Raw genomic sequence first — 24,558 nt, 5'->3', positions numbered from 1 at the left:
CATGAACAGCACGCTTATCCAGACAGACCGTTTCACCTTGAGTGAAACCGAGCGCTCGGCCATCGAGCACGAGCTGCATCACTACGAAGACCCGCGCGCGGCGTCGATCGAAGCCCTGAAGATCGTTCAGAAAGAACGCGGCTGGGTGCCGGATGGCGCCCTGTACGCGATCGGCGAGATCCTCGGCATCCCGGCCAGCGACGTTGAAGGTGTGGCGACGTTCTACAGCCAGATCTTCCGTCAGCCGGTCGGCCGCCACATCATTCGCGTCTGCGACAGCATGGTCTGCTACATCGGCGGCCACGAGTCGGTGGTCAGCGAGATCCAGAGCAATCTGGGCATCGGCCTGGGTCAGACCACCGCCGACGGTCGTTTCACCCTGCTGCCGGTCTGCTGCCTCGGCAACTGCGACAAGGCACCGGCGCTGATGATCGACGACGACACCTTTGGCGACGTACAGCCTGCCGGCGTGGCCAAACTGCTCGAGGGCTACGTATGACCCTGACATCTTTTGGTCCTGCCAACCGCATCAAGCGTTCGGCCGAGACTCACCCGCTGACCTGGCGCCTGCGTGACGACGGCGAAGCCGTATGGCTCGACGAATACCAGGCCAAGAACGGCTACGCCGCTGCGCGCAAAGCCTTCGCCGACATGGCCCAGGACGACATCGTCCAGACCGTGAAAGACGCCGGCCTCAAAGGTCGCGGCGGTGCAGGCTTCCCCACTGGCGTGAAGTGGGGCCTGATGCCCAAGGACGAATCCATCAACATCCGCTACCTGCTGTGCAACGCGGATGAAATGGAGCCGAACACCTGGAAAGACCGCATGCTGATGGAGCAACTGCCCCATCTGCTGATCGAAGGCATGCTGATCAGTGCCCGCGCACTGAAAACCTACCGTGGCTACATCTTCCTGCGTGGCGAGTACACCACCGCCGCCAAGCACTTGAATCGTGCCGTGGAAGAAGCCAAGGCTGCGGGCCTGCTGGGCAAGAACATTCTGGGCAGCGGTTTCGATTTCGAACTGTTCGTCCACACCGGCGCCGGACGTTACATCTGCGGTGAAGAAACCGCACTGATCAACTCCCTCGAAGGCCGCCGCGCCAACCCGCGCTCCAAGCCGCCCTTCCCTGCCGCTGTCGGCGTGTGGGGCAAGCCGACCTGCGTGAACAACGTCGAAACCCTGTGCAACGTGCCGGCGATCATTGCCGACGGCGTTGACTGGTACAAATCGTTGGCCCGCGAAGGCAGCGAAGACATGGGCACCAAGCTCATGGGCTTCTCCGGCAAGGTCAAGAACCCTGGCCTGTGGGAACTGCCGTTCGGCGTTACCGGCCGCGAGCTGTTCGAAGACTACGCCGGCGGCATGCGCGACGGTTACAAGCTCAAGGCCTGGCAGCCAGGTGGCGCCGGTACCGGTTTCCTGTTGCCAGAACACCTCGACGCACAAATGTACGCCGGCGGCATCGCCAAAGTGGGCACCCGGATGGGTACCGGCCTGGCGATGGCGGTGGACGACAGCGTCAACATGGTCTCCCTGCTGCGCAACATGGAGCAGTTCTTCGCCCGCGAATCCTGCGGCTTCTGCACCCCGTGCCGTGATGGCTTGCCATGGAGCGTCAAGCTCTTGATGGCCATCGAAGAAGGCCGCGGTCAGCCAGGCGACATCGAGACCCTGCTGGGTCTGGTCGGCTTCCTCGGCCCAGGCAAGACCTTCTGTGCTCACGCACCGGGTGCCGTGGAGCCGTTGGGCAGTGCCATCAAATACTTCCGTCCAGAGTTCGAAGCCGGTATTGCGCCTGCAAGCGCCGCCGTCCCGCCTCTGGCAAGGCCGATCGTAGTCGGCGCGTAAACGCTTAAAAAGGCGAAGGGTCCGTGCCCTTCGCCTTTCGTCCGATGACGCCTTTCGGGGCTGACTGGATTCGGACGGATAACAAGATTCCATTAGCCACGCCCGCTGACACCGGGCCAACGAAGACCTTTGAACCATGGCCACTATCCACGTAGACGGCAAAGCGCTCGAAGTCGACGGGGCAGACAACCTGTTACAGGCATGTCTGTCGCTGGGCCTCGACATCCCTTATTTCTGCTGGCACCCCGCGCTTGGTAGCGTCGGGGCCTGCCGCCAGTGCGCGGTCAAGCAGTACACCGACGAGAACGACACCCGTGGTCGCATCGTCATGTCCTGCATGACGCCTGCCACCGACAACACCTGGATCTCCATCGACGATGAAGAATCCAAGGCGTTCCGCGCCAGCGTTGTCGAATGGCTGATGACCAACCACCCGCACGACTGCCCTGTGTGCGAGGAAGGCGGTCACTGCCACCTGCAAGACATGACGGTGATGACCGGCCACAACGAGCGCCGTTATCGCTTCACCAAACGCACCCACCAGAACCAGCAACTGGGCCCGTTCATTTCCCACGAAATGAACCGCTGCATCGCCTGCTACCGCTGCGTGCGTTTCTACAAGGATTACGCCGGCGGCACCGACCTCGGTGTATTCGGCGCCCACGACAACGTGTACTTCGGTCGCGTCGAAGACGGCACCCTCGAAAGCGAGTTCTCCGGCAACCTCACCGAGGTCTGCCCGACCGGTGTGTTCACCGACAAGACGCACTCCGAGCGCTACAACCGTAAATGGGACATGCAGTTCTCGCCGAGCATCTGCCACGGCTGCTCCAGCGGTTGCAACATCTCCCCGGGCGAGCGTTACGGCGAACTGCGTCGCATCGAAAACCGTTTCAACGGTTCGGTGAACCAGTATTTCCTGTGCGACCGTGGCCGTTTCGGTTATGGCTACGTCAACCGCACTGATCGTCCACGTCAGCCGCTGCTGGCCGACGGCACCAAGCTGAGCGTCGACGCTGCGCTGGATAAAGCCGCTGACCTGCTGCGCGGGCGCAACATCGTCGGTATCGGTTCGCCGCGGGCCAGCCTCGAAAGCAACTACGCACTGCGCGAGCTGGTCGGCGCCGAGCACTTCTACTCCGGTATCGAAGCTTCCGAACTGGAACGCATCCGCCTGGTCCTGCAAGTGCTCAAAGACAGCCCGTTGCCCGTGCCGAACATGCGCGACATCGAAGACCACGACGCCGTGTTCGTCCTCGGTGAAGACCTGACCCAGACCGCCGCCCGTATGGCGCTGGCCCTGCGTCAGTCGGTCAAGGGCAAGGCCGAAGACATGGCCGAAGCCATGCGCGTTCAGCCATGGCTCGACGCTGCGGTGAAGAACATCGGTCAGCACGCACTGAACCCGCTGTTCATTGCCAGCCTGGCCGAAACCAAGCTCGACGACATTGCCGAAGAATGCGTTCACGCCGCTCCGGATGACCTGGCACGCCTCGGTTTCGCCGTGGCTCACGCGCTGGACGCCAGCGCCCCGGCCGTTGAAGGTCTGGACGCCGAAGCCCTTGAACTGGCCAAGCGCATCGCCGACGCCCTGCTCGCGGCCAAGCGTCCGCTGATCATCGCCGGTACTTCGCTGGGTTCCAAAGCCTTGATCGAAGCCGCGGCGAACATCGCCAAAGCCCTGAAGCTGCGCGAGAAGAACGGTTCGATCAGCCTGATCGTGCCGGAAGCCAACAGCCTCGGCCTGGCCATGCTCGGTGGCGAATCGGTCGACGCGGCGCTGCAAGCCGTGATCGATGGCAAGGCCGACGCCATCGTCGTGCTGGAAAACGATCTGTACACCCGCACCTCGAAAGCCAAGGTCGATGCCGCGCTGAACGCTGCGAAAGTAGTGATCGTTGCCGACCACCAGAAAACCGCCACCACCGATCGCGCGCAACTGGTCCTGCCAGCGGCGAGCTTCGCGGAAGGCGACGGTACGCTGGTCAGCCAGGAAGGCCGCGCCCAGCGCTTCTTCCAGGTTTTCGATCCGCAATACATGGATGCGAGCATCCTGGTTCACGAAGGCTGGCGCTGGCTGCACGCCCTGCGCTCGACCCTGCTGAACCAGCCGATCGACTGGACGCAACTCGACCACGTCACTGCTGCCGTGGCGTCGAGCACCGAGCAACTGGCGCGTATCGTCGATGCCGCGCCGTCTGCCGCGTTCCGCATCAAGGGTCTGAAACTGGCGCGTGAGCCGCTGCGTTATTCCGGTCGCACCGCGATGCGCGCCGACATCAGCGTTCACGAACCGCGAACCCCGCAAGACAAAGACACCGCGTTCGCCTTCTCCATGGAAGGTTACTCGGGCTCGGCCGAACCGCGTCAGCAGGTGCCATTCGCCTGGTCGCCGGGCTGGAACTCGCCGCAAGCCTGGAACAAGTTCCAGGACGAAGTCGGTGGTCACCTGCGTGCTGGCGACCCGGGCACTCGCCTGATCGAAAGCACCGGTGATTCGCTGAACTGGTTCGCTGCCGCACCGCGTGCGTTCAACCCGGCACCGGGCACCTGGCAAGCCGTGCCGTTCTATCACCTGTTCGGCAGCGACGAAAACTCGTCGAAAGCCGCGCCGGTACAAGAACGCATCCCGGCTCCGTACGTGGCGCTGGCCAAATCCGAAGCGGATCGCCTGGGTGTCAACGACGGTGCTCTGCTGAGCCTGAACGTGGCCGGCCAGACCCTGCGTCTGCCGCTGCGCATCAATGAAGAACTGGGCGCTGGTCTGGTGGCCTTGCCTGCGGGCATCGCCGGCATTCCACCGGCATTCGCCGGCCTGTCCGTCGACGGTCTGCAGGAGGCAGCGCAATGACCTGGTTCACCCCTGAAGTGATCGATGTGATCCTGACGGTCATCAAAGCCATCGTGATTCTGCTGGCCGTTGTGGTCGCGGGCGCGTTGCTCAGCTTTGTCGAACGTCGCCTGCTGGGCTGGTGGCAAGACCGTTACGGTCCGAATCGCGTTGGCCCGTTCGGCATGTTCCAGATCGCCGCCGACATGCTGAAGATGTTCTTCAAGGAAGACTGGACCCCGCCGTTTGCCGACAAGGTGATCTTCACCCTGGCACCGGTGGTGGCCATGTCCGCCCTGCTGATCGCCTTCGCGATCATCCCGATCACCCCGACCTGGGGCGTGGCGGATCTGAACATCGGCCTGCTGTTCTTCTTCGCCATGGCCGGTCTGTCGGTCTACGCGGTGCTGTTCGCCGGCTGGTCGAGCAACAACAAGTTCGCCCTGCTCGGCAGCTTGCGTGCTTCGGCGCAGACCGTGTCCTACGAAGTGTTCATGGGCCTGGCCCTGATGGGCATCGTGGTGCAGGTCGGCTCGTTCAACATGCGCGACATCGTCGAGTACCAGGCGCAGAACCTGTGGTTCATCATTCCGCAGTTCTTCGGCTTCTGTACCTTCTTCATCGCTGGCGTCGCCGTGACTCACCGTCACCCGTTCGACCAGCCGGAAGCGGAACAGGAACTGGCCGACGGTTACCACATTGAATACGCCGGTATGAAATGGGGCATGTTCTTCGTCGGTGAATACATCGGCATCATCCTGATCTCGGCGCTGCTGGTCACCCTGTTCTTCGGTGGCTGGCACGGTCCGTTCGGCATCCTGCCGCAACTGTCCTTCGTCTGGTTCGCACTGAAGACCGCGTTCTTCATCATGCTGTTCATCCTGCTGCGCGCATCGATCCCGCGTCCGCGTTATGACCAGGTGATGGATTTCAGCTGGAAATTCTGCCTGCCACTGACCCTGATCAATTTGCTGATAACCGCTGCGGTTGTGTTGTGGAACACACCTGCGGTTGCGGTTCAGTGAGGATTTGACCCATGTTCAAATATATTGGCGACATCGTTAAGGGTACCGGTACCCAGTTGCGCAGCCTGGTCATGGTCTTCGGCCATGGCTTTCGCAAGCGCGACACCCTGCAATACCCGGAAGAGCCGGTCTACCTGCCACCACGCTACCGTGGTCGCATCGTCCTGACCCGTGACCCCGATGGCGAAGAACGTTGCGTAGCCTGCAACCTGTGCGCCGTGGCTTGCCCGGTAGGTTGCATCTCGCTGCAGAAAGCTGAAACCGAAGACGGTCGCTGGTACCCGGACTTCTTCCGTATCAACTTCTCGCGCTGCATTTTCTGCGGTCTCTGCGAGGAAGCCTGTCCGACCACCGCGATCCAGCTGACGCCGGATTTCGAGATGGCCGAGTTCAAACGTCAGGACCTGGTGTACGAGAAAGAAGATCTTTTGATCTCCGGCCCCGGCAAAAACCCTGATTACAACTTCTATCGTGTTGCAGGTATGGCAATCGCTGGCAAGCCGAAAGGCTCCGCGCAGAACGAAGCCGAACCGATCAACGTGAAGAGCTTGCTGCCTTAAGGAAGAACGATGGAATTCGCTTTCTATTTCGCATCGGGTATCGCGGTTGTGTCCACGCTTCGTGTGGTCACCAACACCAACCCTGTGCACGCCCTGCTCTACCTGATCATCTCGTTGATCGCCGTGGCCATGACCTTCTTCGCCCTCGGCGCGCCGTTCGCCGGCGTGCTGGAAGTGATCGCCTACGCCGGCGCCATCATGGTGCTGTTCGTGTTCGTGGTGATGATGCTGAACCTGGGTCCCGCCTCGGTTCAGCAGGAACGCAGCTGGCTCAAGCCCGGCATCTGGGCAGGACCGGTGATTCTCGCCGCCCTGCTGCTGGCCGAACTGCTGTATGTGCTGTTCGCTCACCAGAGCGGTCAGGCCATCGGCCACACCACCGTCGATGCAAAAGCCGTGGGCGTCAGCCTGTTCGGCCCGTATCTGCTGGTGGTCGAACTCGCCTCGATGCTGCTGCTCGCCGCAGCCGTCACGGCGTTCCATTTGGGCCGTAACGAGGCGAAGGAGTAAGACATGCCTGCTATCCCTCTCGAGCATGGATTGGCCGTTGCCGGCATCCTGTTCTGCCTTGGTCTGGTCGGCCTGATGGTCCGCCGCAACATTTTGTTCGTGTTGATGAGTCTGGAAGTGATGATGAACGCCTCTGCCCTGGCCTTCATCGTCGCTGGCGCCCGCTGGGCGCAACCGGATGGACAGATCATGTTCATCCTGGTGATCAGCCTGGCAGCCGCCGAAGCCAGTATTGGCCTGGCGATCCTGCTGCAACTGTATCGCCGCTTCCACACGCTCGATATCGACGCTGCCAGTGAGATGCGCGGATGAACCTAATCTTTCTGACTTTTGTATTCCCTCTGATCGGTTTCCTGCTGCTGTCGTTCTCCCGTGGACGCTGGTCGGAAAACCTCTCGGCGCTGATCGGCGTGGGTTCCATTGGCTTGTCGGCGATTGTCGCCGCCTACGTCATCTGGCAATTCAACGTCGCGCCTCCCGAGGGCGGTCACTACACGCTGGTGCTGTGGAAGTGGATGGCGGTCGAAGGTTTCAAGCCTGACTTCGCCCTCTACATCGACGGCCTGTCGATCACCATGCTCGGCGTGGTGGTGGGCGTGGGTTTCCTGATCCACCTGTTCGCGTCCTGGTACATGCGCGGCGAAGCGGGTTACTCGCGCTTCTTCTCGTACACCAACCTGTTTATCGCCAGCATGCTGTTCCTGGTGCTCGGCGATAACCTGTTGTTCCTGTACTTCGGCTGGGAAGGCGTGGGCCTGTGCTCGTACCTGTTGATCGGTTTCTACTACAGCAACCGCAACAACGGTAACGCCGCACTCAAGGCCTTCATCGTGACCCGGATCGGCGACGTGTTCATGGCCATCGGCCTGTTCATCCTGTTCCAGCAAGTGGGCACGCTGAACATCCAGGAACTGCTGGTGCTGGCACCGCAGAAATTCCAGGCCGGCGACTTCTGGATCACCCTGGCGACCCTGATGCTGCTGGGTGGTGCGGTCGGTAAATCGGCGCAACTGCCGCTGCAAACCTGGCTCGCGGACGCGATGGCCGGTCCGACCCCGGTATCGGCACTGATCCACGCTGCAACCATGGTGACCGCCGGTGTCTACCTGATCGCCCGTACCCACGGTCTGTTCACCCTGGCGCCGGAAATCCTTCACCTGGTCGGCATCGTTGGCGGTGTGACGCTGGTTCTCGCAGGTTTCGCCGCCCTGGTACAGACCGACATCAAACGTATCCTCGCCTACTCGACCATGAGCCAGATCGGCTACATGTTCCTGGCGCTGGGCGTGGGTGCTTGGGATGGCGCGATTTTCCACCTGATGACCCACGCCTTCTTCAAGGCCCTGCTGTTCCTTGCTTCCGGTGCGGTGATCGTTGCCTGCCACCACGAGCAGAACATCTTCAAGATGGGCGGTCTGTGGAAAAAACTGCCACTGGCCTACGCCAGCTTCATCGTCGGTGGTGCTGCACTGGCCGCCCTGCCACTGGTCACCGCAGGCTTCTACTCCAAGGACGAAATCCTTTGGGAAGCGTTCGCCAGCGGCAACCACGGTCTGCTTTACGCCGGTCTGGTCGGTGCGTTCATGACGTCGCTGTACACCTTCCGCCTGATCTTCATCACGTTCCACGGTGAAGCCAAGACCGAAGCCCACGCCGGTCACGGCATCGCTCACTGGCTGCCGCTGTCGGTGCTGATCGTGCTGTCGACTTTCGTCGGCGCGATGATCGTACCGCCGCTGCACGGCGTACTGCCGGAGAGCGTCGGCCATGCCGGTGGCGAAGCCAAGCACAGTCTGGAAATCGCCTCGGGCGCCATCGCTCTGGCCGGTATCCTGCTGGCGGCCCTGCTGTTCCTCGGCAAGCGTCGCTTCGTGACCGCGATCGCCAACAGCGGCATCGGCCGTTTCCTTTCGGCCTGGTGGTTCGCTGCCTGGGGCTTCGACTGGATCTACGACAAACTGTTCGTCAAGCCGTACCTTGCGATCAGCCATGTACTGCGCAGAGACCCGCTCGACCAGACCATCGGTCTGATCCCGCGTATGGCCAAAGGCGGTCACACCGCCCTGAGCCGCACCGAGACCGGTCAACTGCGTTGGTATGCCGCCTCGATGGCTGCTGGTGCCGTGCTGGTGATCGGCGCCATCGTGCTGGTAGCGGTCTGATATGAACCTTGCGAATTTGCGAAAGGAAACGAGCCCGTCATGATTCTGCCTTGGCTAATCCTGATCCCCTTCATCGGCGGCCTGCTGTGCTGGATGGGTGAGCGCTTCGGCGCTACCCTCCCCCGCTGGATTGCGCTGTTGACCATGACCCTGGAACTCGCCCTCGGCCTCTGGCTGTGGGCCCACGGTGACTATTCATTTGCGCCGGCGCCTGGCGCCGATCCGACCTGGGCGCTTGAGTTCAAGCACGTCTGGATCCAGCGCTTTGGCATCAACGTGCACCTGGCTCTCGACGGCCTGTCGCTGTTGATGATCCTGCTGACCGGTCTGCTGGGTATCCTCTCGGTACTCTGCTCGTGGAAAGAGATTCAACGTCACGTTGGCTTCTTCCACCTGAACCTGATGTGGATCCTGGGCGGCGTTGTCGGCGTGTTCCTCGCCCTCGACCTGTTCATGTTCTTCTTCTTCTGGGAAATGATGCTGGTGCCGATGTACTTCCTCATCGCGCTCTGGGGTCACAGTTCTTCGGACGGCAAGAAAACCCGGATCTACGCGGCGACCAAGTTCTTCATCTTCACTCAGGCTTCCGGCCTGATCATGCTGGTGGCGATCCTCGGTCTGGTGCTGGTCAACTTCAACAACACTGGCGTGATTACCTTCAACTACGCCGACCTGTTGAAGACCAAGATGTCGATGACCACCGAGTACATCCTGATGCTCGGCTTCTTCATCGCCTTCGCGGTCAAGCTGCCAGTCGTACCGTTCCATTCTTGGCTGCCTGACGCGCACGCCCAGGCGCCGACTGCCGGTTCCGTCGACCTCGCCGGTATCCTGCTGAAAACCGCGGCCTACGGCCTGCTGCGTTTCGCCCTGCCGCTGTTCCCGAACGCCTCGGCCGAGTTCGCGCCGATCGCCATGACCCTCGGTCTGATCGGGATCTTCTACGGTGCATTCCTGGCGTTCGCGCAAACCGACATCAAGCGTCTGATCGCCTTCTCTTCCGTTTCCCACATGGGCTTCGTGTTGATCGGCATCTACTCCGGCAGCCAGCTGGCGTTGCAAGGCGCAGTGATCCAGATGCTCGCGCACGGTCTGTCGGCGGCAGCACTGTTTATCCTCAGCGGTCAACTGTACGAGCGTCTGCACACTCGTGACATGCGTGAGATGGGCGGTCTGTGGTCGCGTATCGCGTACCTGCCGGCGATCAGCCTGTTCTTCGCAGCCGCCTCTCTGGGTCTGCCGGGTACCGGTAACTTCGTCGGCGAGTTCCTGATCCTGATCGGTACGTTCGCCAGTGCGCCATGGATCACCGCGATTGCCACCTCCGGTCTGGTGTTCGGTTCGGTCTACTCGCTGATCATGATCCACCGTGCCTACTTCGGTCCGTCGAAATCGGATTCGATCCTGCACGGCATGGACGGTCGCGAACTGACCATGGTGCTGGGCCTTGCGGCGCTGCTGATTTACCTCGGCGTCTACCCGCAACCGTTCCTCGACACTTCCGCCGCCACGATGCATGGCGTGCAGCAGTGGCTCGGCACCGCCTTCACTCAACTCGCTTCGGCCCGGTAAGAGCGCTATGGAATTCACGATTCAACACTTTATTGCGCTTGCGCCACTGTTGATCACCAGCCTCACCATTATCGTGGTGATGCTGGCAATCGCCTGGCGCCGCAACCACTCGCAGACCTTCCTGATCTCGGTCGCCGGTCTGAACCTGGCCTTGCTGTCGATCCTGCCAGCCCTGAAAGTCGCGCCTCTGGCCGTGACGCCATTGCTGCAAGTCGACACCTTCGCCTGCCTGTACATGGCGCTGATCCTGGTCGCCACCCTCGCCTGTGTAACCCTCGCCCATGCCTACCTCGGCGATGGCGGCTCGGGTTACCCGGGCAACCGTGAAGAACTGTACCTGCTGATCCTGATGGCCGCCGCCGGTGGTCTGGTTCTGGTCAGCGCGCAGCACCTGGCCGGTTTGTTCATTGGCCTGGAACTGCTGTCGGTGCCGGTCTACGGTCTGGTGGCTTACGCCTTCTTCAACAAGCGTTCGCTGGAAGCCGGTATCAAGTACATGGTGCTGTCGGCCGCCGGTTCCGCGTTCCTGTTGTTCGGCATGGCCCTGCTCTACGCTGATGCCGGCACCCTGAGCTTCAACGGTATCGGTCAGGCACTGGCTACCACCAACCTGCCGAGCTCGCTGGCTCAGTTGGGTCTGGGCATGATGCTGATCGGTCTGGCGTTCAAGCTGTCGCTGGTACCGTTCCACCTGTGGACCCCGGACGTGTACGAAGGTGCTCCGGCGCCGGTGGCCGCGTTCCTCGCCACGGCGTCGAAGGTTGCCGTGTTCGCGGTGATGGTGCGTCTATTCCAGATCTCCCCTGCCGCGAGCAGTGGCGTGCTGAGCGACGTACTGACCGTCATCGCCATCGCCTCGATCCTGTTCGGTAACCTGCTGGCCCTGACCCAAAGCAACCTCAAGCGTCTGCTCGGTTACTCGTCCATCGCACACTTCGGCTACCTGCTGATCGCGCTGGTGGCGAGCAAGGGTCTGGCGGTGGAAGCCATCGGCGTGTATCTCGTGACTTATGTGATCACCAGCCTCGGCGCGTTCGGCGTGATCACCCTGATGTCCTCGCCGTACAACGGCCGTGACGCCGACGCGCTGTACGAATACCGCGGCCTGTTCTGGCGCCGTCCGTACCTGACCGCCGTCCTGACCGTGATGATGCTGTCCCTGGCCGGTATCCCGCTGACCGCGGGCTTCATCGGCAAGTTCTACATCATCGCCACCGGTGTCGAGTCGCACCAATGGTGGCTGGTCGGTTCCCTGGTACTGGGCAGCGCCATCGGCGTGTTCTACTACCTGCGCGTGATGGTCACCCTGTACCTGATCGAACCGAACCTGCGCCGCCACGACGCCCAGCTGCACTGGGAACAGAAGGCAGGCGGCGTGATGCTGCTGGCCATCGCCGTGGTTGCGTTCTTCCTCGGTGTGTACCCGCAGCCATTGCTTACGCTGGTTCAGCAGGCAGGTCTGGCGGGCTGATATCCGGCTGGCTGCACATGAAAACGGCACCTTCGGGTGCCGTTTTTGTTTTTGCGGGAATCAACATCAAAAGATCGCAGCCTTCGGCAGCTCCTACATTGGGATGGTATGCGGTCTGTAGGAGCTGCCGAAGGCTGCGATCTTTTGACTTATAACGCTCTCCCCTTTCTAGGAATTTGCCTGCAAAGCGGTGAGCAATGGCTGACATTCTGCAGAAGGTAATTGCGGTTAAATTTGAGGATCACCTATCAAGTGGAGATCTACGAACCATGAAGCGTGATATTTTTTCAGAGTTGATGGATGGCCTTGATGCGATAGCCGAAGAACGCCAAGGCAAAATTACCTTGAAGAAGACGCGTGTAAAACGGATCGGCGACACGAAGGGCAAACTCATACTTCCCGCCGAAACTGATGCCTCTCTATCACACGGTTTGCTGGATACCTTCGAACGATAAAAAGCTACATCTGCTCTCATGTGATCTATCAGACTCACTCAACCCACTGTGGGAGCGAGCCTGATCCGGGCGGCGTTCCGACGAAGGCGTCGGCACATCCCCATCTTCAGTGCCTGACACTCCGCTTTCGCGAGCAGGCTCGCTCCCACAGGTTTATGTGGCGTTCACTCAATCCATATAACCACATGACGAAATTGTAATTCCCCCATCACCTTGGCGTTATCCGCAGCCTGCAACGATGTGACCCGGCGACCAATGCCGGCGGGCCCTGCCCCGCCGAACAATAAAACCACGCCGACGCACGTTCCCGTTCTGCCGAACCCAAGGAGTGTTTGATGGTTAACAATACAAAAATGTCGATGGCCGCTTTAGCGGTGGTAGTCGGCGCCGGGCCGTCCATGGTGTTTGCAGAAGACAAGCCTGAGGGCTTTGTTGAAGGCAGCAGCCTGACGGTGCTCAACCGCAACTTCTACTTCAATCGTGATCATCGCAACGGCCAGTCCAGCCCCACCGGCAACGGTTACTCCGAGGCCTGGGCGCATGCGGTGATCAGCAAGTTCGAATCCGGTTTTACCCAAGGCACCGTCGGGGTCGGGGTCGATGCGTTTGCCATGATCGGCTTGAAACTCGACACCGGTGACGGCCGCAACGGCGGGCGCAGTTCGTTCGATGTGCTGCCAGTCAACAGTGACGGCCAGGCGCGGGATGAATACACCAAGATCGGTGGCGCCGCGAAAGTGCGGGCGTTCGACACGGTGATCAAGGTCGGGGATGTGTTTCCGGCCAACCCGGTGGTGGCGGCCGGTGACTCACGCTTGCTGCCGGAAAGCTTTCGCGGCGTGACGGCGACCAACACCAGCATCGACGGTCTGTCGATTCAGGGCGGACGGCTGCATGCGATGAGCCAGCCGGTGTCCAGCGACATGCGCGAGAACTTCGCCACGTTTTACGCCGGTCCGGTCAACTCGCCGTGGATCGCTTATGGCGGTGGCGATTATGTGCTGAACAAGAACCTCAGTTTCAGCTTGTACTCCAGCCGCCTCAAGGACGCCTGGAACCAGTATTACGCCGGCACCGCCTGGACCTATCCGCTGGCGGACGACCTGTCGCTGTTCGGGGGTCTGAACTATTACAAAGCGGTCGACGAAGGCAAACAACTGCTCGGCCAGTTCGACAACAACATCTGGAGCGGCCGCGTCGGGGTGAAACTCGGTGCGCACTCCGTCGCCCTCTCCCACCAGCGCAACAACGGCAACGACGACTTCGACTACCTGCGTCAGTCCGACTCGATCTTCCTCGACAACTCGATCCAGTACAGTGACTTCAACTCGCCGAAAGAACGTTCGTGGATGGTGCGCTACGACCTCGACATGAGCACTTACGGCATACCCGGTCTGTCGTTCATGACCCGTTACGCGCGCGGCACCGACGCCGATTATTCCAACGCCAACGCCGTGTACATGCGCCGCGATGCCGACGGCAATCCGCTGACCGACCAGAAACGCTGGGAGCGTGACGTGGAAGTCAAATACGTGGTGCAGAGCGGTTCGATGAAAGACCTGTCGCTGCGTCTGCGCCAAGCCACCACTCGCGCCACGGCATTCGAGTCGGACCTGGACGAAGTGCGAGTGATCGTCGAATACCCGCTGGCGATTCTCTGAGTTTCCCCGAGCAACACCATTCACCTTTAGAAGCTCCTTGCTCCTTTGGTCAGAGGTGAATTTTTTGGCGCCCTTCGGGGCGCCTTTTTTATCCCGTCCGAAACACACTCCTGCAGGAGCTGCCGCAGGCTGCGATCCCTTGATTTTGGTTTTTCAGATCAAGAACAAAAGATCGCAGCCTTCGGCAGCGCCTACAGAAGACATTGGTCAGGCGCTGGGTTCGACGTTATCCAGCGCTTTGTTCACCGCCAGTTCACCAAGCATGACCACCTGCGCAATCCCCAGCAGCGTCTTGCGATGCGTGCCCTCCAGCAACGCGGCGAAATCACCGAGCATCACCGTGGCCGAGGCCAGGGATTCGCAGGCGTTGGCCAGCAGGGATTCGGTGTCGGCGTTGGGGTTGACCAGGAACAGCGCGTTGGCGGTGTAAGGCGTGGCCATGATGGGCGCTGCGGGCTTGAGGTAGTAGTCGAGGGCGCGGTCGGCGGCTTCGTGGAGTTTGTGGGTGTCGATGGCGGCGTAGGGGGATGTTGGATCGGGGTCTGCAGGCGTGTCTGTTTCGGGCGGATTCGGTGTTGGCTTTTTCATAATGTTTTACTCAGCTTGACGGTGGAGCTGACCCTTTCGGTTCCACGCGAAAGGGTGGCAGCTGTACGCAGGTTGGAACCCGGGCAACTGAGCAAAACCCGACAGACTCGAAGTCTCCCGCGCACAGCCGCCATAACGGAGTGCACACATGAAAGTGCGCAAGCATACGTCATGAACGGTGCGATTTGCTTCAGTTAAGCCGAGGGGTTCCAATCCCGATCGCTGATTTGGCAGCGACCCACACAGGCTAGAGAGCGGACGTCCGAGGGACAACCTGAAAACATTGTGGGAAGGTTCTGCTTTGCCCACACAACCTTAAACATCCCGAATTGAAATACCGATCGTGATACTGAAAATGTACCCCGTGCAGGAGCTGCCGCAGGCTGCGATCTTTTGACTTTGATTTTAAGATCAAGATCAAAAGATCGCAGCCTTCGGCAGCTCCTACAGGGATCCGGTGCTGTTTAGCCACCACTGTTGCGGCACACGCCGGCCACGCTGTACTTGAGGGTGTTGAGTTGCCCTTGCGAGTCTTCGTAGGTCATGGCTGTGGGTACTACCGAGCAAGCCGGCTGCGGCTTCACCACGCTGACGATTTTCACCACGTCCAGCTTCATCCCGTATTCATATTCCTTGACCACCGGCGGCGCTTTGCCCTGCTCGGCGGCGTATTGCTCCATGGCTTTGGCGTTGGCGCTGAAGGCACGCTCGAAAGTGCGGTCACCGCCGCCTTCGGCCATGACCAGAGAAGACATCGTCATGACACCGGCGAACGCGATCAACTTGCGTATTTTCATATCCATTTCCTTCCCTTCCAGGCATAAAAAAGCCCAGCATCGATGCGCGATGACGGGCTTGATCAAGTGCTGTCGCTTACAGGCTCTTGCGGTTGTCGACTGCTTTTTCATTGACCACCACCGGGTTGCCGGCGGCTTTTTCCTTGGCCACGAACAGCTCCATGGAACGATCATTGTTGGTCATCATCCGGTCGAACGTGCGGTCGCCGCCACCTTCAGCCATGACCAGGGAAGACATCGCCAACGCCACCACAAAAGCACCCATCTGTACGATTTTCATTGTTGATTCCTCGTTTAAGTAACTGACGGGATCAAGGTAACAAGACGTACCTTTCGTGACGGTGGCGGAGGAATTACAGATTCGTAATGTCGAAAATGCGGCAACCACACACCAATTTCAGGACTGAGAAATATCTTGTGGCGAGGGGATTTATCCCCGATGGGCCGCGCAGCGGCCCCGCTCTTTATCCAAAAAAGCGGGCTTGCTGCGCAGCCCCATCGGGGATAAATCCCCTCGCCACAAAGGTAGTGCTGTTCTACCGGATGGGCACTACGTCCTCATCCCGGCGATGGGCGATCTGATACAGCGCCGGCAAGATCAGCAGCGTGAGAATCGTCGAGGACAGAATCCCGCCGATCACCACCGTCGCCAGCGGCCGCTGCACTTCAGCACCGGTGCCGGTCGCAAGGGCCATTGGAATGAAACCCAACGACGCCACCAACGCCGTCATCAATACCGGCCGCAACCGCGTGAGCGCGCCGACATTGATCGCCTCGGCCAACGACCTTCCTTCCTCACGCAAATTGCGAATGAACGCGATCATCACCAACCCGTTGAGCACCGCCACCCCGGACAGCGCAATAAACCCGACGCCTGCCGAAATCGACAACGGAATATCCCGCAGCCACAACGCCATCACCCCACCGGTCAACGCAAACGGTATCCCGGTAAACACCAGCAAGCCGTCCTTCAGATTGTTGAACATCATGAACAACAGCCCGAATACCAGCAGCAACGCCACCGGCACGACTATCTGCAAGCGCTTGGCCGCCGATTGCAGTTGCTCGAACTGCCCGCCCCAACGGGTCCAGTAACCGGCCGGCACCTGCACATCACGTTCGATCACCTCACCAGCCTCGCTGACGAACGAACCGATATCGCGCCCGCGCACGTTGGCGCTGACGATCACCAGGCGCTTGCCGTTTTCGCGGCTGACCTGATTCGGCCCGAGCACCAGATCGAGGCTGGCGACATCCTTGAGCGCGATAAAACCGATCTGATTCGCCGCACCGCTCAACGCCGGCACCGGAATCAGCAACGCCGACAAGCCGTCGATGTCCTTGCGCATGGCGTCGGACAAACGCACCACCATGTCGAAACGCCGATCACCCTCATATAACGTCCCGGCCTGACGCCCGCCTACAGCGACGGCGATGGTGTCCTGCACATCACCGACGTTGAGCCCGTAACGCGCCGCCTTGTCGCGGTCGATATTGATGGTCAACACCGGCAACCCGGTGGTCTGCTCGACCTTCACTTCAGCGGCGCCGTTGACCTTTTGCATTACCGCCGCGATCTTCGCCGCCGTGGCGTTGAGCACGTCCATGTCATCGCCGAACACTTTCACCGCGACATCGCTACGCACACCGGAGATCAGTTCGTTGAAGCGCAACTGGATCGGCTGCGACAGTTCATAGTTGCTGCCCGGCAGCGTCGCGGCAGCGGCTTGCAGCTCGGCCATCAGGGTTTCGCGGGACTTGCCTGGGTCAGGCCATTGCTCCTTGGGTTTGAGCATTACGTAGCTGTCGGAAATATTCGGCGGCATCGGATCGGAAGCGATTTCCGCCGTGCCGGTGCGAGCGAACACCCGTTCAACCTCCGGCACTTTGGCCAGGATCAGCGTCTCCAAACGCTGCTGCATGTCCACCGATTGCGTCAGGCTGGTGCCCGGTACGCGCAACGCTTGCAGGGCGAAATCGCCTTCACTGAGGCTCGGCACAAACTCGCTGCCCATGCGACTGGTGAGTACGCCGCTGAGCAAGATCACCCCCAACGCCGCGCCCACGGCCACCGCGCGATGCGCCATGACCCAGGCCAGCGCTGGCGCATAAATACGACGCGCACCGCGCATCACCGCACCCTCTTCTTCCTTGACCTTGCCGGTGACAAACAGTGCAATCGCCGCCGGGACGAAGGTCACCGACAGCAGCATCGCACCGAGCAGCGCGATGACCACGGTGAGCGCCATCGGGTGGAACATTTTCCCTTCGACGCCACTCAGGGCGAAGATCGGCAGGTACACCACCATGATGATCAACTGACCGAAAATCAGCGGGCGCCGCGCCTCTTTCGCGGCGGCGAACACTTCCTTGAAACGCTCGGCACGGCTCAACAAACGCCCGTGATGTTGCTGCGCATGCGCCAACCGGCGCAGGGTGTTTTCGACGATCACCACCGCGCCGTCAACGATGATGCCGAAGTCCAGCGCGCCGAGGCTCATCAGGTTGGCGCTGACCTTGTTGCTGAACATGCCGGTGAAGGTGAACAGCATCGACAGCGGAATCACCATCGCGGTAATCAGCGCAGCGCGAATGTTGCCGAGGAACAGGAACAGAATCGCGATCACCAGAATCGCGCCTTCGATCAGGTTCTTTTTCACCGTGGCGATGGCTTTGTCGACCAGGTGCGTGCGGTCGTACACCGGCACGGCGATCACGCCTTGCGGCAGGGATTTATTGATCTGTTCGAGCTTGCTGGCCACCGCTTGCGAGACGGTGCGGCTGTTCTCGCCGATCAACATGAACACCGTGCCGAGCACCACTTCACGACCGTTTTCGGTGGCCGCACCGCTGCGCAACTCACGGCCGATTTCCACCGTGGCGACGTTCTTCACCCGGATCGGCGTGCCGTCGACATTGGCCATGACGATGTTGGCGATGTCCTCGGTGCTCGCCACTTGCCCCGGCGCACGGATCAGCAACTGCTCGCCGCTGCGCTCGATGTACCCGGCGCCAACGTTGGCATTGTTGCGCTCAAGCGCAGTGATCAGATCGGTGAGGGTGAGCTTGTACGCGGCGAGGCGTTTCGGATCCGGCGCGATCTGGTATTCCTTGGCAAACCCGCCGATGGTGTTGATCTCGGCAACACCCGGCACATTGCGCAATTGCGGCTTGATGATCCAGTCCTGAATCACCCGCAGATCGGTCGGCGTGTACGCTGTGCCGTCGTCCTTCAACGCGCCTTCCTTCGCCTCCACCGTCCACAGAAAAATCTCGCCGAGGCCAGTGGAAATCGGCCCCATCAGCGCTTCCGCGCCTTCGGGCAATTGCTCCCTGGCGATCTGCAGGCGCTCATTGACCAGTTGGCGGGCGAAGAACAGGTCGGTGCCGTCCTTGAAGATCACCGTGACCTGCGACAGCCCGGAGCGCGACAGCGAACGAGTCTGCTCCAGCGCCGGCAAGCCGGCCATCGCGGTTTCAATCGGGAAAGTGATGCGCTGCTCGGTTTCCAGCGGCGAGAACCCGGCGGCGCCGGTGTTGATCTGCACCTGGACATTGGTGATGTCGGGCACGGCATCAATCGGCAGTTTCTGATAACTGGCGATACCGAGGCCGGCCATGAGCAGAACGGCGAGCAGCACGATGATGCGCTGCTCGATGGCAAACTGGATCAGGCGTTCGAACATGGGAACCTTCCAGAATTAATGACTGTGCTCGGCCGAGGCTTTGCCCAGCTCCGACTTGAGAACGAAGCTGCCGGCACTGGCGACTTGCACGCCCGGTTCCAGCCCTTGGGTGACTTCCACGTGGCCAGCGGCGCGGCTGCCCAGTTCCACCGCCTGCGCCTTGAAGCCGTCGTCGGTACGCACGAACACCGTGGGTTTGTCCTCGACGGTCTGGATCGCGGTTTCCGGCACGGCGACTTTGGCCTGGCGGCTCTCGGTGGCGACCCGCGCGGTGACGAACAGCCCCGGTCGCCACGAGCCTTGCGGGTTTTCCAGGGTCACGCGCACGGTCGCGGTGCGGGTCTGTTCGCCGAGCAGACTGCCGACGTAAGCCACGCTGCCGCTCACTTCTGCCTTCAGTTCAGGCGCGCTGACGGTGACCGGTTTGCCCACCTGCACCTGGGTCAGGTCCTTGGGCGAAACGCCGAAGGTCACCCACACGCGGGACAAATCCGACAGGGTGAACGCGGCGGTGGTTTCATCGACCACCTCGCCCGGCGTCAGGTGTTTTTCCACCACCACGCCGTCGAATGGCGCGCGCAGTTCGTAGCGATTGCCGCCGGTAGCGACCACGCTGCCGCTGAGCACGCTGATTTTCTGCCGGGCGTTGTTCATGGCGATTTCCGCTTCTTCCAACGCTTGCTTTGCCTGGAGGAAATCCTGTTCGGCGGAGATCTTGTCCTGCCAGAGCTTTTTCTCGCGCTCGTAGGTGGTACGTGCCAACGCCAAGCGACGTTGCGCGGCGGCCTGCTCGCTACGCTGATCGGAGATCTGTTGACTGGCGATCACCGCCAGCAACTGGCCCTTCTTCACCGCTTGCCCGAGGTTGACCGCCACCGACTCGACCACCCCCGGCACGCGGGGCACCACGTGCGCCGTGCGGTCCTCGTCGAAGCGCACTTCGCCGGGAAACGACAAGCCGAGACTGATGCTTTGCGCCCGCGCTTCGACCAGTTGAATGCCTGCGGCGGCGATCTGCTCGGTGCTCAATTCAATGTGGCCTTCTTCGGCCTGTTCGCCTTCGGCGGCAGCGCCCTCCTCGGCGTGGACAGCATGTTCGGAAGCCTCATCGGCATGCGCGTCGATGTTGCTCGTGGCCGGCCACATCGAACCGATGCCAATACCCAGCGCCAGAGTCGCCACCGCGACCACCATCAGTTTTTTATCCATGGAAACTCCTCTGCGCCGTGCCATCGCGCAGTTGTCTGAAAGTGAAATTCAAGGGCTGACGCTGAGGTCGCCGAAGATCCGTTCGAGGCGCACGCGGGCGTCGGTCGCCTCGCTGACGGCCTGGATGTATTGGCCACGCGCGGCAATCAGGGTGCGCTGCGCGTCGAGCACGTCGAGGAAGCCGAACTTGCCCATTTCGAAACCACGGGTGGCGCTGTCCACCGCACTTTGTGCGGCAGGCAGGATGGTCTGGTTGAGCGCGTTGACTTCGCCGTTGGCGGTCTGCCATTGCTCAAGGCTGGTCTGGACTTCAGTGCGCAAACGCAGCTCGGTGGCGTTGCGCAGATCCCGCGCCTGATCGCTGCGGCGTGCGGCGGCGAGCACGTTGCCCTGATTGCGGTTGAACAGCGGAATCGGCATCGACAGCCCGACCACGTTGACCCGTTCGCGCTCAGTTTCGCTGTACTGGCTGCCGATGCTGACGGTCAGATCGGGAATGCGCTGGGACTTTTCCAGGCCCAATGAGGCTTCGCGTTGATCGATCTGCAGTTTCGCCAGACGCAGCTCGGCGGTCTGGTTCAGACGCTCGAGCAAGCGGCCGGGCGGCGGCAGCGTGGCGAGGTTTTGCGTGGCGGCTTGCACGTTGGTCGAGGTCGGCAACGGTGCGCCCATGACTTGCGCCAGTTGCTGATAGGCGTTGGCCTGATCGCGCTCGGCGCGGCTCACCTCCAGGCGCACGTCCGAGAGCTGGACCTGTGCCCGGGTGCCTTCGACCGGCGACGATTTACCGGCCTCGATCCGCCCTTGGGCCACGCGCAAACCGTGCTCGGCCAGTTGCAGTGACTGACGCGACAGCTGCAAGCGTTGCTGCGCGGTTTGCGCACTGTTGAACGCCTGAATCACATCGGCGCGCAAGGCATTGCGCTTGCGCTCCAGCTCGATGCTGGCAGCGTCCTGCGCGCGGCTGGCAACATCGATCCGCGCTGCGCGTTTACCGCCCAGCTCAATCGGCTGACTGAGCATCAGCGTGGTGGTGCGCGAGTCGCGCCGGGTGTCTTCGGCTTCCCACGACACTTCGGGGTTTGGAATCAGGCCAGCCTGTTGGCGATCGCCCTCGGCAATGCCGATTTCCCACTGCGCGGCGGCGAGATCGGGGTTGCCGGCGAAGGCACTTTGCAGCGCCTGATCAAGCGTCAGGGTCGAGGCGCTGGCAAGGCTGCTGCACGCCAACCACAAGAGGCCGCTGGCAGTTATGTTCAGGCGTGATCGCGCCGTCAGTTTTATTAAACCGGGCAATTGGAAGACTTCCTTTATTCAAGAATCTTTGATGCCGCCACGGTAGGGTTTTGAACTTATCGTCAAGGTGACTGGAACATTACAAATCCGTTATCAACGGTTAGCGAAAGTTGTTTTGCTCTAGGATGCGAAGTGCAAACGGCGTTGTCGTAATACATCGAAACACACGCACGGGTTATCTGCCAAACAGCACTTGCCGAAATCGAAGTCTCGGAAATTTGCTTTTTTAGCTGCGACAGGGTGTCGCGCAACGCCGGTTTAAAGGCTCCGCTCGTTGACCCTGTAGCCACTTCAGCCTTTACCGTGCCTGGCATCAAGTGATTGAAACGTACGCAAGGCCCTACAAAAACAACAACTTTCCCGACCGCCTTAATTAAACATCCATTAAATGAAAGTGGTGAAAGATCATGCGAATCCTTGTCGTCGAGGACGAGCTTAAAGCTGCCGAATACTTGCATCAGGGTTTGACCGAAAGTGGTTATATCGTTGACCACGCCGCCACCGGTGCCGATGGCTTGCATCTGGCGCAACAGCAGACGTACGACCTGATCATTCTCGACGTGAACTTGCCGGAACTGGACGGCTGGGGCGTCCTGGAACAACTGCGCCGCACCCACTCGACGCGGGTGATGATGCTTACCGCGCGCGGGCGGCTGGCGGACAAGATTCGTGGTCTGGACCTGGGCGCCGACGACTATCTGGTCAAGCCGTTCGAGTTTCCCGAACTGCTGGCGCGGGTCCGCACCTTGATGCGTCGCAGTGAAAACATCCCAGTGCCACAGGTGTTGAAAGTCGCTGATCTCGAACTGGATCCGGGCCGGCATCGGGCTTTTCGTGGCAAGCAGCGCATCGACCTGACCACCAAGGAGTTCGCCCTGCTGCACTTGCTGATGCGCCAGTCCGGCGAGGTGCTGACGCGCACACAAATCATCTCGCTGGTGTGGGACATGAATTTCGACTGCGACACCAACGTGGTCGAAGTCTCGATCCGGCGTTTGCGGGCGAAGATCGACGACCCGTTCGCCAACAAGCTGATCCACACCCTGCGCGGTGTCGGCTACGTGCTGGAGGCGCGGGAATGAAGCCGGCCAGCCTGTCGATGCGCCTCGGGTTGACGGTGAGTATTCTCGGCGCGCTGTTGGTGGTGTTTCTGGCGATCCTTGCGTATTTCGCCTTGACCCATGAGCTCAATGCCCTGTCCCGCGACAGCCTGCAAAAGAAGATGGCGCAGGTGGAGCACAGCCTGTCGCTGTACGTCGACGCCAATGAAGTCAGCGGCAAACCGCACATTCTGCTCGATCAGGTCATGGGCCATGACAACCTGACGCTGACGATTTATGACCATTCGAACCTGCGTTCGCCGCTGCTCAAATCCGGCTCGGGACTCACCGATCCACGGGTGGAACTCAGAGCGGTTCGCGGGACCACCGATCAACTGACCTACAGCGACAGCAGCGATGCCGAAGGCGCGCGGTTCCTCACCGCGTCGAAGCTGATTCGCCTCAAGGACGGCAGCAGCGTGCCGGTGCTGCTGTCGATGGACAACGCGCATGATCAAGCGCTGCTCAGTGCTTATCTGCGCTCGACGCTGATCGCGTTGCCGTTGCTGCTGATGTTCATCGGCCTCACAGCCTGGGGCGCGGTGCAGCGCGGACTGGCGCCGCTGCGCGAGTTTCGCAAAGTGGCGGCGATGGTTTCGACTCAGGATCTGGAACATCGGCTGTCGGTGGTCAACATGCCGCAGGAGCTGAGCGAACTGGCGCAGGGCATCAACTTCATGCTGCACCGCCTCGATGCCGGGGTGCAGCAGTTGTCACAGTTCTCCGATGACCTGGCGCACGAGCTGCGCACACCGATCAACAACCTGATGGGCAAGGCCCAGGTGACGCTGTCCCGCGAGCGTACGACCGAGGAGTACAAGGACGTGCTGGTGTCCTGCACCGAGGAGCTGGAGCGCGTGGCGCGGATTGTCTCGGACATGCTGTTTCTGGCGCAGGTCAGTCATCCGTCGGCACTGGCGCCGTTTGAAGCGGTGGCGCTGGAGGCGGAAGCGGCGAAGGTTGCGGAGATGTTTTCGCTGGCGGCGCAGGACAAGCAGATTCACTTGAATGTTGTGGGCAGCGCCTCGGTGTTGGGCGACCGGTTGATGATTCAGCGGGCGATTTCCAACCTGCTGTCCAATGCGCTGCGTCATTGCCCGAGCGGTAAAACCATCACCTTGCTGATCGAGCAAGGCGCGACGCAGACGTCACTGCTGGTGAGCAATCCCGGCGTCGGCATCGAAGCACAGCATCTGCCGCACTTGTTCGACCGCTTCTACCGCGTCGACAGCGCCCGCTCGCGCTCGCAGGGCAGCACCGGGCTGGGCCTGGCAATCGTGCGCTCGATCATGAGCCTGCATCAGGGTGTGGCGCAGGTGAAGAGCTTGCCCGGCGTCATGACCGTATTCCGCCTCGGTTTTCCTGCGGCGGCACCCAAGGCCCCATCGCTTGCAGGCAAGCTCCCACAGTGATTTGCGGTGTACCCGGGCCTGACGCCATGCTTGATACCAAGCATGAAGCTGGCATTGACCGGTGTCCTGTAGGAGCTGCCGCAGGCTGCGATCTTTTGCCTTAGCCTTTGAAGATCAGAATCAAAAGATCGCAGCCTGCGGCAGCTCCTACAGGGATCGGGGTGTTTTTGAGTTTTTTGGACGACACGCAAACTTGTGGGAGCTGGCTTGCCAGCGATGACGGCGGGTCAGTCACATCCTTATTTTTTTGACACACCGCTATCGCTGGCAAGCCAGCTCCCACAGTGAATCGCGGTGTACCCGGGCCTGACGCCACGCTTGATACCTTTGAAGAAATTCAAGCATGAAGCTGGCATTGACCGATGTCCCTGTA

Annotated in this window: 19 protein-coding genes and 1 pseudogene; 14 read left to right on the top strand and 6 right to left on the bottom strand. The window is 60.8% G+C overall.

Annotated features, from left to right (window positions below):
• Window position 1 precedes the first annotated feature (1 nt).
• From nuoE to ACM6HV_RS04285, 12 genes and pseudogenes are all read left to right on the top strand, one after another.
• Complete coding sequence (nuoE, locus tag ACM6HV_RS04340) at window positions 2–499, top strand: NADH-quinone oxidoreductase subunit NuoE (RefSeq protein WP_007946422.1); 498 nt, start codon at window positions 2–4, stop codon at window positions 497–499.
• The gene (gene nuoF / locus ACM6HV_RS04335) at window positions 496–1,851 is read left to right on the top strand and encodes an NADH-quinone oxidoreductase subunit NuoF (protein WP_027614663.1); all 1,356 of its coding nucleotides are present in this window, start codon (window positions 496–498) and stop codon (window positions 1,849–1,851) included. Before nuoE ends, nuoF begins: the two co-directional genes overlap by 4 nt.
• 136 nt (window positions 1,852–1,987) lie before the next feature.
• Window positions 1,988–4,702 carry an NADH-quinone oxidoreductase subunit NuoG gene (nuoG, locus tag ACM6HV_RS04330; RefSeq protein WP_145596669.1) on the top strand — a complete coding sequence of 905 codons (2,715 nt, stop codon included), beginning with the start codon at window positions 1,988–1,990 and terminating at the stop codon, window positions 4,700–4,702.
• On the top strand, window positions 4,699–5,706 hold the full coding sequence (gene nuoH, locus ACM6HV_RS04325; RefSeq protein ID WP_007964859.1) for an NADH-quinone oxidoreductase subunit NuoH: 1,008 nt from the start codon (window positions 4,699–4,701) through the stop codon (window positions 5,704–5,706). Before nuoG ends, nuoH begins: the two co-directional genes overlap by 4 nt.
• A gap of 11 nt (window positions 5,707–5,717) precedes the next feature.
• Entirely contained in the window at window positions 5,718–6,266 is a 549-nt protein-coding gene (nuoI, locus tag ACM6HV_RS04320) for an NADH-quinone oxidoreductase subunit NuoI (RefSeq protein ID WP_003223795.1), read from the top strand.
• Window positions 6,267–6,275: 9 nt separating this feature from the next.
• A complete protein-coding gene (gene nuoJ / locus ACM6HV_RS04315) occupies window positions 6,276–6,776 on the top strand; it encodes an NADH-quinone oxidoreductase subunit J (protein ID WP_041073216.1) in 501 nt (166 codons plus the stop codon).
• 3 nt (window positions 6,777–6,779) lie between these two features.
• Window positions 6,780–7,088: an NADH-quinone oxidoreductase subunit NuoK gene (gene nuoK / locus ACM6HV_RS04310; protein WP_003180046.1), complete on the top strand. Its 309-nt coding sequence runs from the start codon at window positions 6,780–6,782 to the stop codon at window positions 7,086–7,088.
• Window positions 7,085–8,938 carry an NADH-quinone oxidoreductase subunit L gene (gene nuoL, locus ACM6HV_RS04305; RefSeq protein WP_095666946.1) on the top strand — a complete coding sequence of 618 codons (1,854 nt, stop codon included), beginning with the start codon at window positions 7,085–7,087 and terminating at the stop codon, window positions 8,936–8,938. The genes nuoK and nuoL overlap by 4 nt, the downstream gene beginning before the upstream one ends.
• Before the next feature lie 39 nt (window positions 8,939–8,977).
• Window positions 8,978–10,510 (top strand): NADH-quinone oxidoreductase subunit M, encoded by a 1,533-nt coding sequence (gene nuoM, locus ACM6HV_RS04300; RefSeq protein WP_027614661.1) that lies wholly within the window; start codon window positions 8,978–8,980, stop codon window positions 10,508–10,510.
• Between the two features lie 7 nt (window positions 10,511–10,517).
• A complete protein-coding gene (gene nuoN / locus ACM6HV_RS04295; RefSeq protein ID WP_095666947.1) occupies window positions 10,518–11,981 on the top strand; it encodes an NADH-quinone oxidoreductase subunit NuoN in 1,464 nt (487 codons plus the stop codon).
• 269 nt (window positions 11,982–12,250) lie between these two features.
• Window positions 12,251–12,346, top strand: a pseudogene (locus tag ACM6HV_RS04290) (transcriptional regulator); the annotation flags it as partial.
• 425 nt (window positions 12,347–12,771) lie between these two features.
• Window positions 12,772–14,097, top strand: a complete 1,326-nt coding sequence (locus ACM6HV_RS04285) for an OprD family porin (protein ID WP_414903597.1) — start codon at window positions 12,772–12,774, stop codon at window positions 14,095–14,097.
• 207 nt (window positions 14,098–14,304) lie between these two features.
• Here the strand turns inward: ACM6HV_RS04285 and ACM6HV_RS04280 are convergent, their stop codons facing one another.
• The 6 genes from ACM6HV_RS04280 to ACM6HV_RS04255 all read right to left on the bottom strand — a co-directional run bounded on the left by ACM6HV_RS04280 (window position 14,305) and on the right by ACM6HV_RS04255 (window position 21,673).
• Window positions 14,305–14,685: a DUF6124 family protein gene (locus tag ACM6HV_RS04280; protein WP_414903596.1), complete on the bottom strand. Its 381-nt coding sequence runs from the start codon at window positions 14,683–14,685 to the stop codon at window positions 14,305–14,307.
• A gap of 464 nt (window positions 14,686–15,149) precedes the next feature.
• Window positions 15,150–15,482: a DUF2790 domain-containing protein gene (locus tag ACM6HV_RS04275; RefSeq protein ID WP_145596659.1), complete on the bottom strand. Its 333-nt coding sequence runs from the start codon at window positions 15,480–15,482 to the stop codon at window positions 15,150–15,152.
• A 76-nt stretch (window positions 15,483–15,558) separates the two neighbouring features.
• A complete protein-coding gene (locus ACM6HV_RS04270; RefSeq protein ID WP_182404272.1) occupies window positions 15,559–15,762 on the bottom strand; it encodes a co-regulatory protein PtrA N-terminal domain-containing protein in 204 nt (67 codons plus the stop codon).
• 256 nt (window positions 15,763–16,018) lie between these two features.
• Window positions 16,019–19,168 (bottom strand): CusA/CzcA family heavy metal efflux RND transporter, encoded by a 3,150-nt coding sequence (locus ACM6HV_RS04265; protein ID WP_414903595.1) that lies wholly within the window; start codon window positions 19,166–19,168, stop codon window positions 16,019–16,021.
• Between the two features lie 15 nt (window positions 19,169–19,183).
• Window positions 19,184–20,377 carry an efflux RND transporter periplasmic adaptor subunit gene (locus ACM6HV_RS04260; protein WP_414903594.1) on the bottom strand — a complete coding sequence of 398 codons (1,194 nt, stop codon included), beginning with the start codon at window positions 20,375–20,377 and terminating at the stop codon, window positions 19,184–19,186.
• Between the two features lie 48 nt (window positions 20,378–20,425).
• Window positions 20,426–21,673 carry a TolC family protein gene (locus ACM6HV_RS04255; protein ID WP_414903593.1) on the bottom strand — a complete coding sequence of 416 codons (1,248 nt, stop codon included), beginning with the start codon at window positions 21,671–21,673 and terminating at the stop codon, window positions 20,426–20,428.
• Between the two features lie 407 nt (window positions 21,674–22,080).
• Between ACM6HV_RS04255 and ACM6HV_RS04250 the strand changes: the two genes are divergently transcribed.
• A complete protein-coding gene (locus tag ACM6HV_RS04250) occupies window positions 22,081–22,755 on the top strand; it encodes a heavy metal response regulator transcription factor (RefSeq protein ID WP_145596650.1) in 675 nt (224 codons plus the stop codon).
• The gene (locus ACM6HV_RS04245) at window positions 22,752–24,185 is read left to right on the top strand and encodes a heavy metal sensor histidine kinase (protein ID WP_414903592.1); all 1,434 of its coding nucleotides are present in this window, start codon (window positions 22,752–22,754) and stop codon (window positions 24,183–24,185) included. The genes ACM6HV_RS04250 and ACM6HV_RS04245 overlap by 4 nt, the downstream gene beginning before the upstream one ends.
• Window positions 24,186–24,558: the final 373 nt, after the last annotated feature.

This window comes from Pseudomonas sp. IT-P260 (assembly GCF_949768395.1).
GTDB lineage: Bacteria > Pseudomonadota > Gammaproteobacteria > Pseudomonadales > Pseudomonadaceae > Aquipseudomonas > Aquipseudomonas parakoreensis.
The sequence above is the reverse complement of the archived record's forward strand: the minus strand, read 5'-3'. Positions and strand labels throughout refer to the sequence as shown.

Excerpts from the sequence above, each read along its gene's own strand:
- nuoM (WP_027614661.1), top strand. The coding sequence starts at position 8,978 with ATGATTCTGCCTTGGCTAATCCTGATCCCCTTCATCGGCGGCCTGCTG.
- ACM6HV_RS04275 (WP_145596659.1), bottom strand. The coding sequence starts at position 15,482 with ATGAAAATACGCAAGTTGATCGCGTTCGCCGGTGTCATGACGATGTCT.
- ACM6HV_RS04260 (WP_414903594.1), bottom strand. The coding sequence starts at position 20,377 with ATGGATAAAAAACTGATGGTGGTCGCGGTGGCGACTCTGGCGCTGGGT.
- ACM6HV_RS04245 (WP_414903592.1), top strand. The coding sequence starts at position 22,752 with ATGAAGCCGGCCAGCCTGTCGATGCGCCTCGGGTTGACGGTGAGTATT.
- nuoK (WP_003180046.1), top strand. The coding sequence starts at position 6,780 with ATGCCTGCTATCCCTCTCGAGCATGGATTGGCCGTTGCCGGCATCCTG.
- ACM6HV_RS04265 (WP_414903595.1), bottom strand. The coding sequence starts at position 19,168 with ATGTTCGAACGCCTGATCCAGTTTGCCATCGAGCAGCGCATCATCGTG.
- nuoF (WP_027614663.1), top strand. The coding sequence starts at position 496 with ATGACCCTGACATCTTTTGGTCCTGCCAACCGCATCAAGCGTTCGGCC.
- nuoJ (WP_041073216.1), top strand. The coding sequence starts at position 6,276 with ATGGAATTCGCTTTCTATTTCGCATCGGGTATCGCGGTTGTGTCCACG.
- ACM6HV_RS04285 (WP_414903597.1), top strand. The coding sequence starts at position 12,772 with ATGGTTAACAATACAAAAATGTCGATGGCCGCTTTAGCGGTGGTAGTC.
- nuoG (WP_145596669.1), top strand. The coding sequence starts at position 1,988 with ATGGCCACTATCCACGTAGACGGCAAAGCGCTCGAAGTCGACGGGGCA.
- ACM6HV_RS04280 (WP_414903596.1), bottom strand. The coding sequence starts at position 14,685 with ATGAAAAAGCCAACACCGAATCCGCCCGAAACAGACACGCCTGCAGAC.
- nuoN (WP_095666947.1), top strand. The coding sequence starts at position 10,518 with ATGGAATTCACGATTCAACACTTTATTGCGCTTGCGCCACTGTTGATC.
- ACM6HV_RS04270 (WP_182404272.1), bottom strand. The coding sequence starts at position 15,762 with ATGAAAATCGTACAGATGGGTGCTTTTGTGGTGGCGTTGGCGATGTCT.
- nuoI (WP_003223795.1), top strand. The coding sequence starts at position 5,718 with ATGTTCAAATATATTGGCGACATCGTTAAGGGTACCGGTACCCAGTTG.
- nuoL (WP_095666946.1), top strand. The coding sequence starts at position 7,085 with ATGAACCTAATCTTTCTGACTTTTGTATTCCCTCTGATCGGTTTCCTG.
- nuoE (WP_007946422.1), top strand. The coding sequence starts at position 2 with ATGAACAGCACGCTTATCCAGACAGACCGTTTCACCTTGAGTGAAACC.
- nuoH (WP_007964859.1), top strand. The coding sequence starts at position 4,699 with ATGACCTGGTTCACCCCTGAAGTGATCGATGTGATCCTGACGGTCATC.
- ACM6HV_RS04250 (WP_145596650.1), top strand. The coding sequence starts at position 22,081 with ATGCGAATCCTTGTCGTCGAGGACGAGCTTAAAGCTGCCGAATACTTG.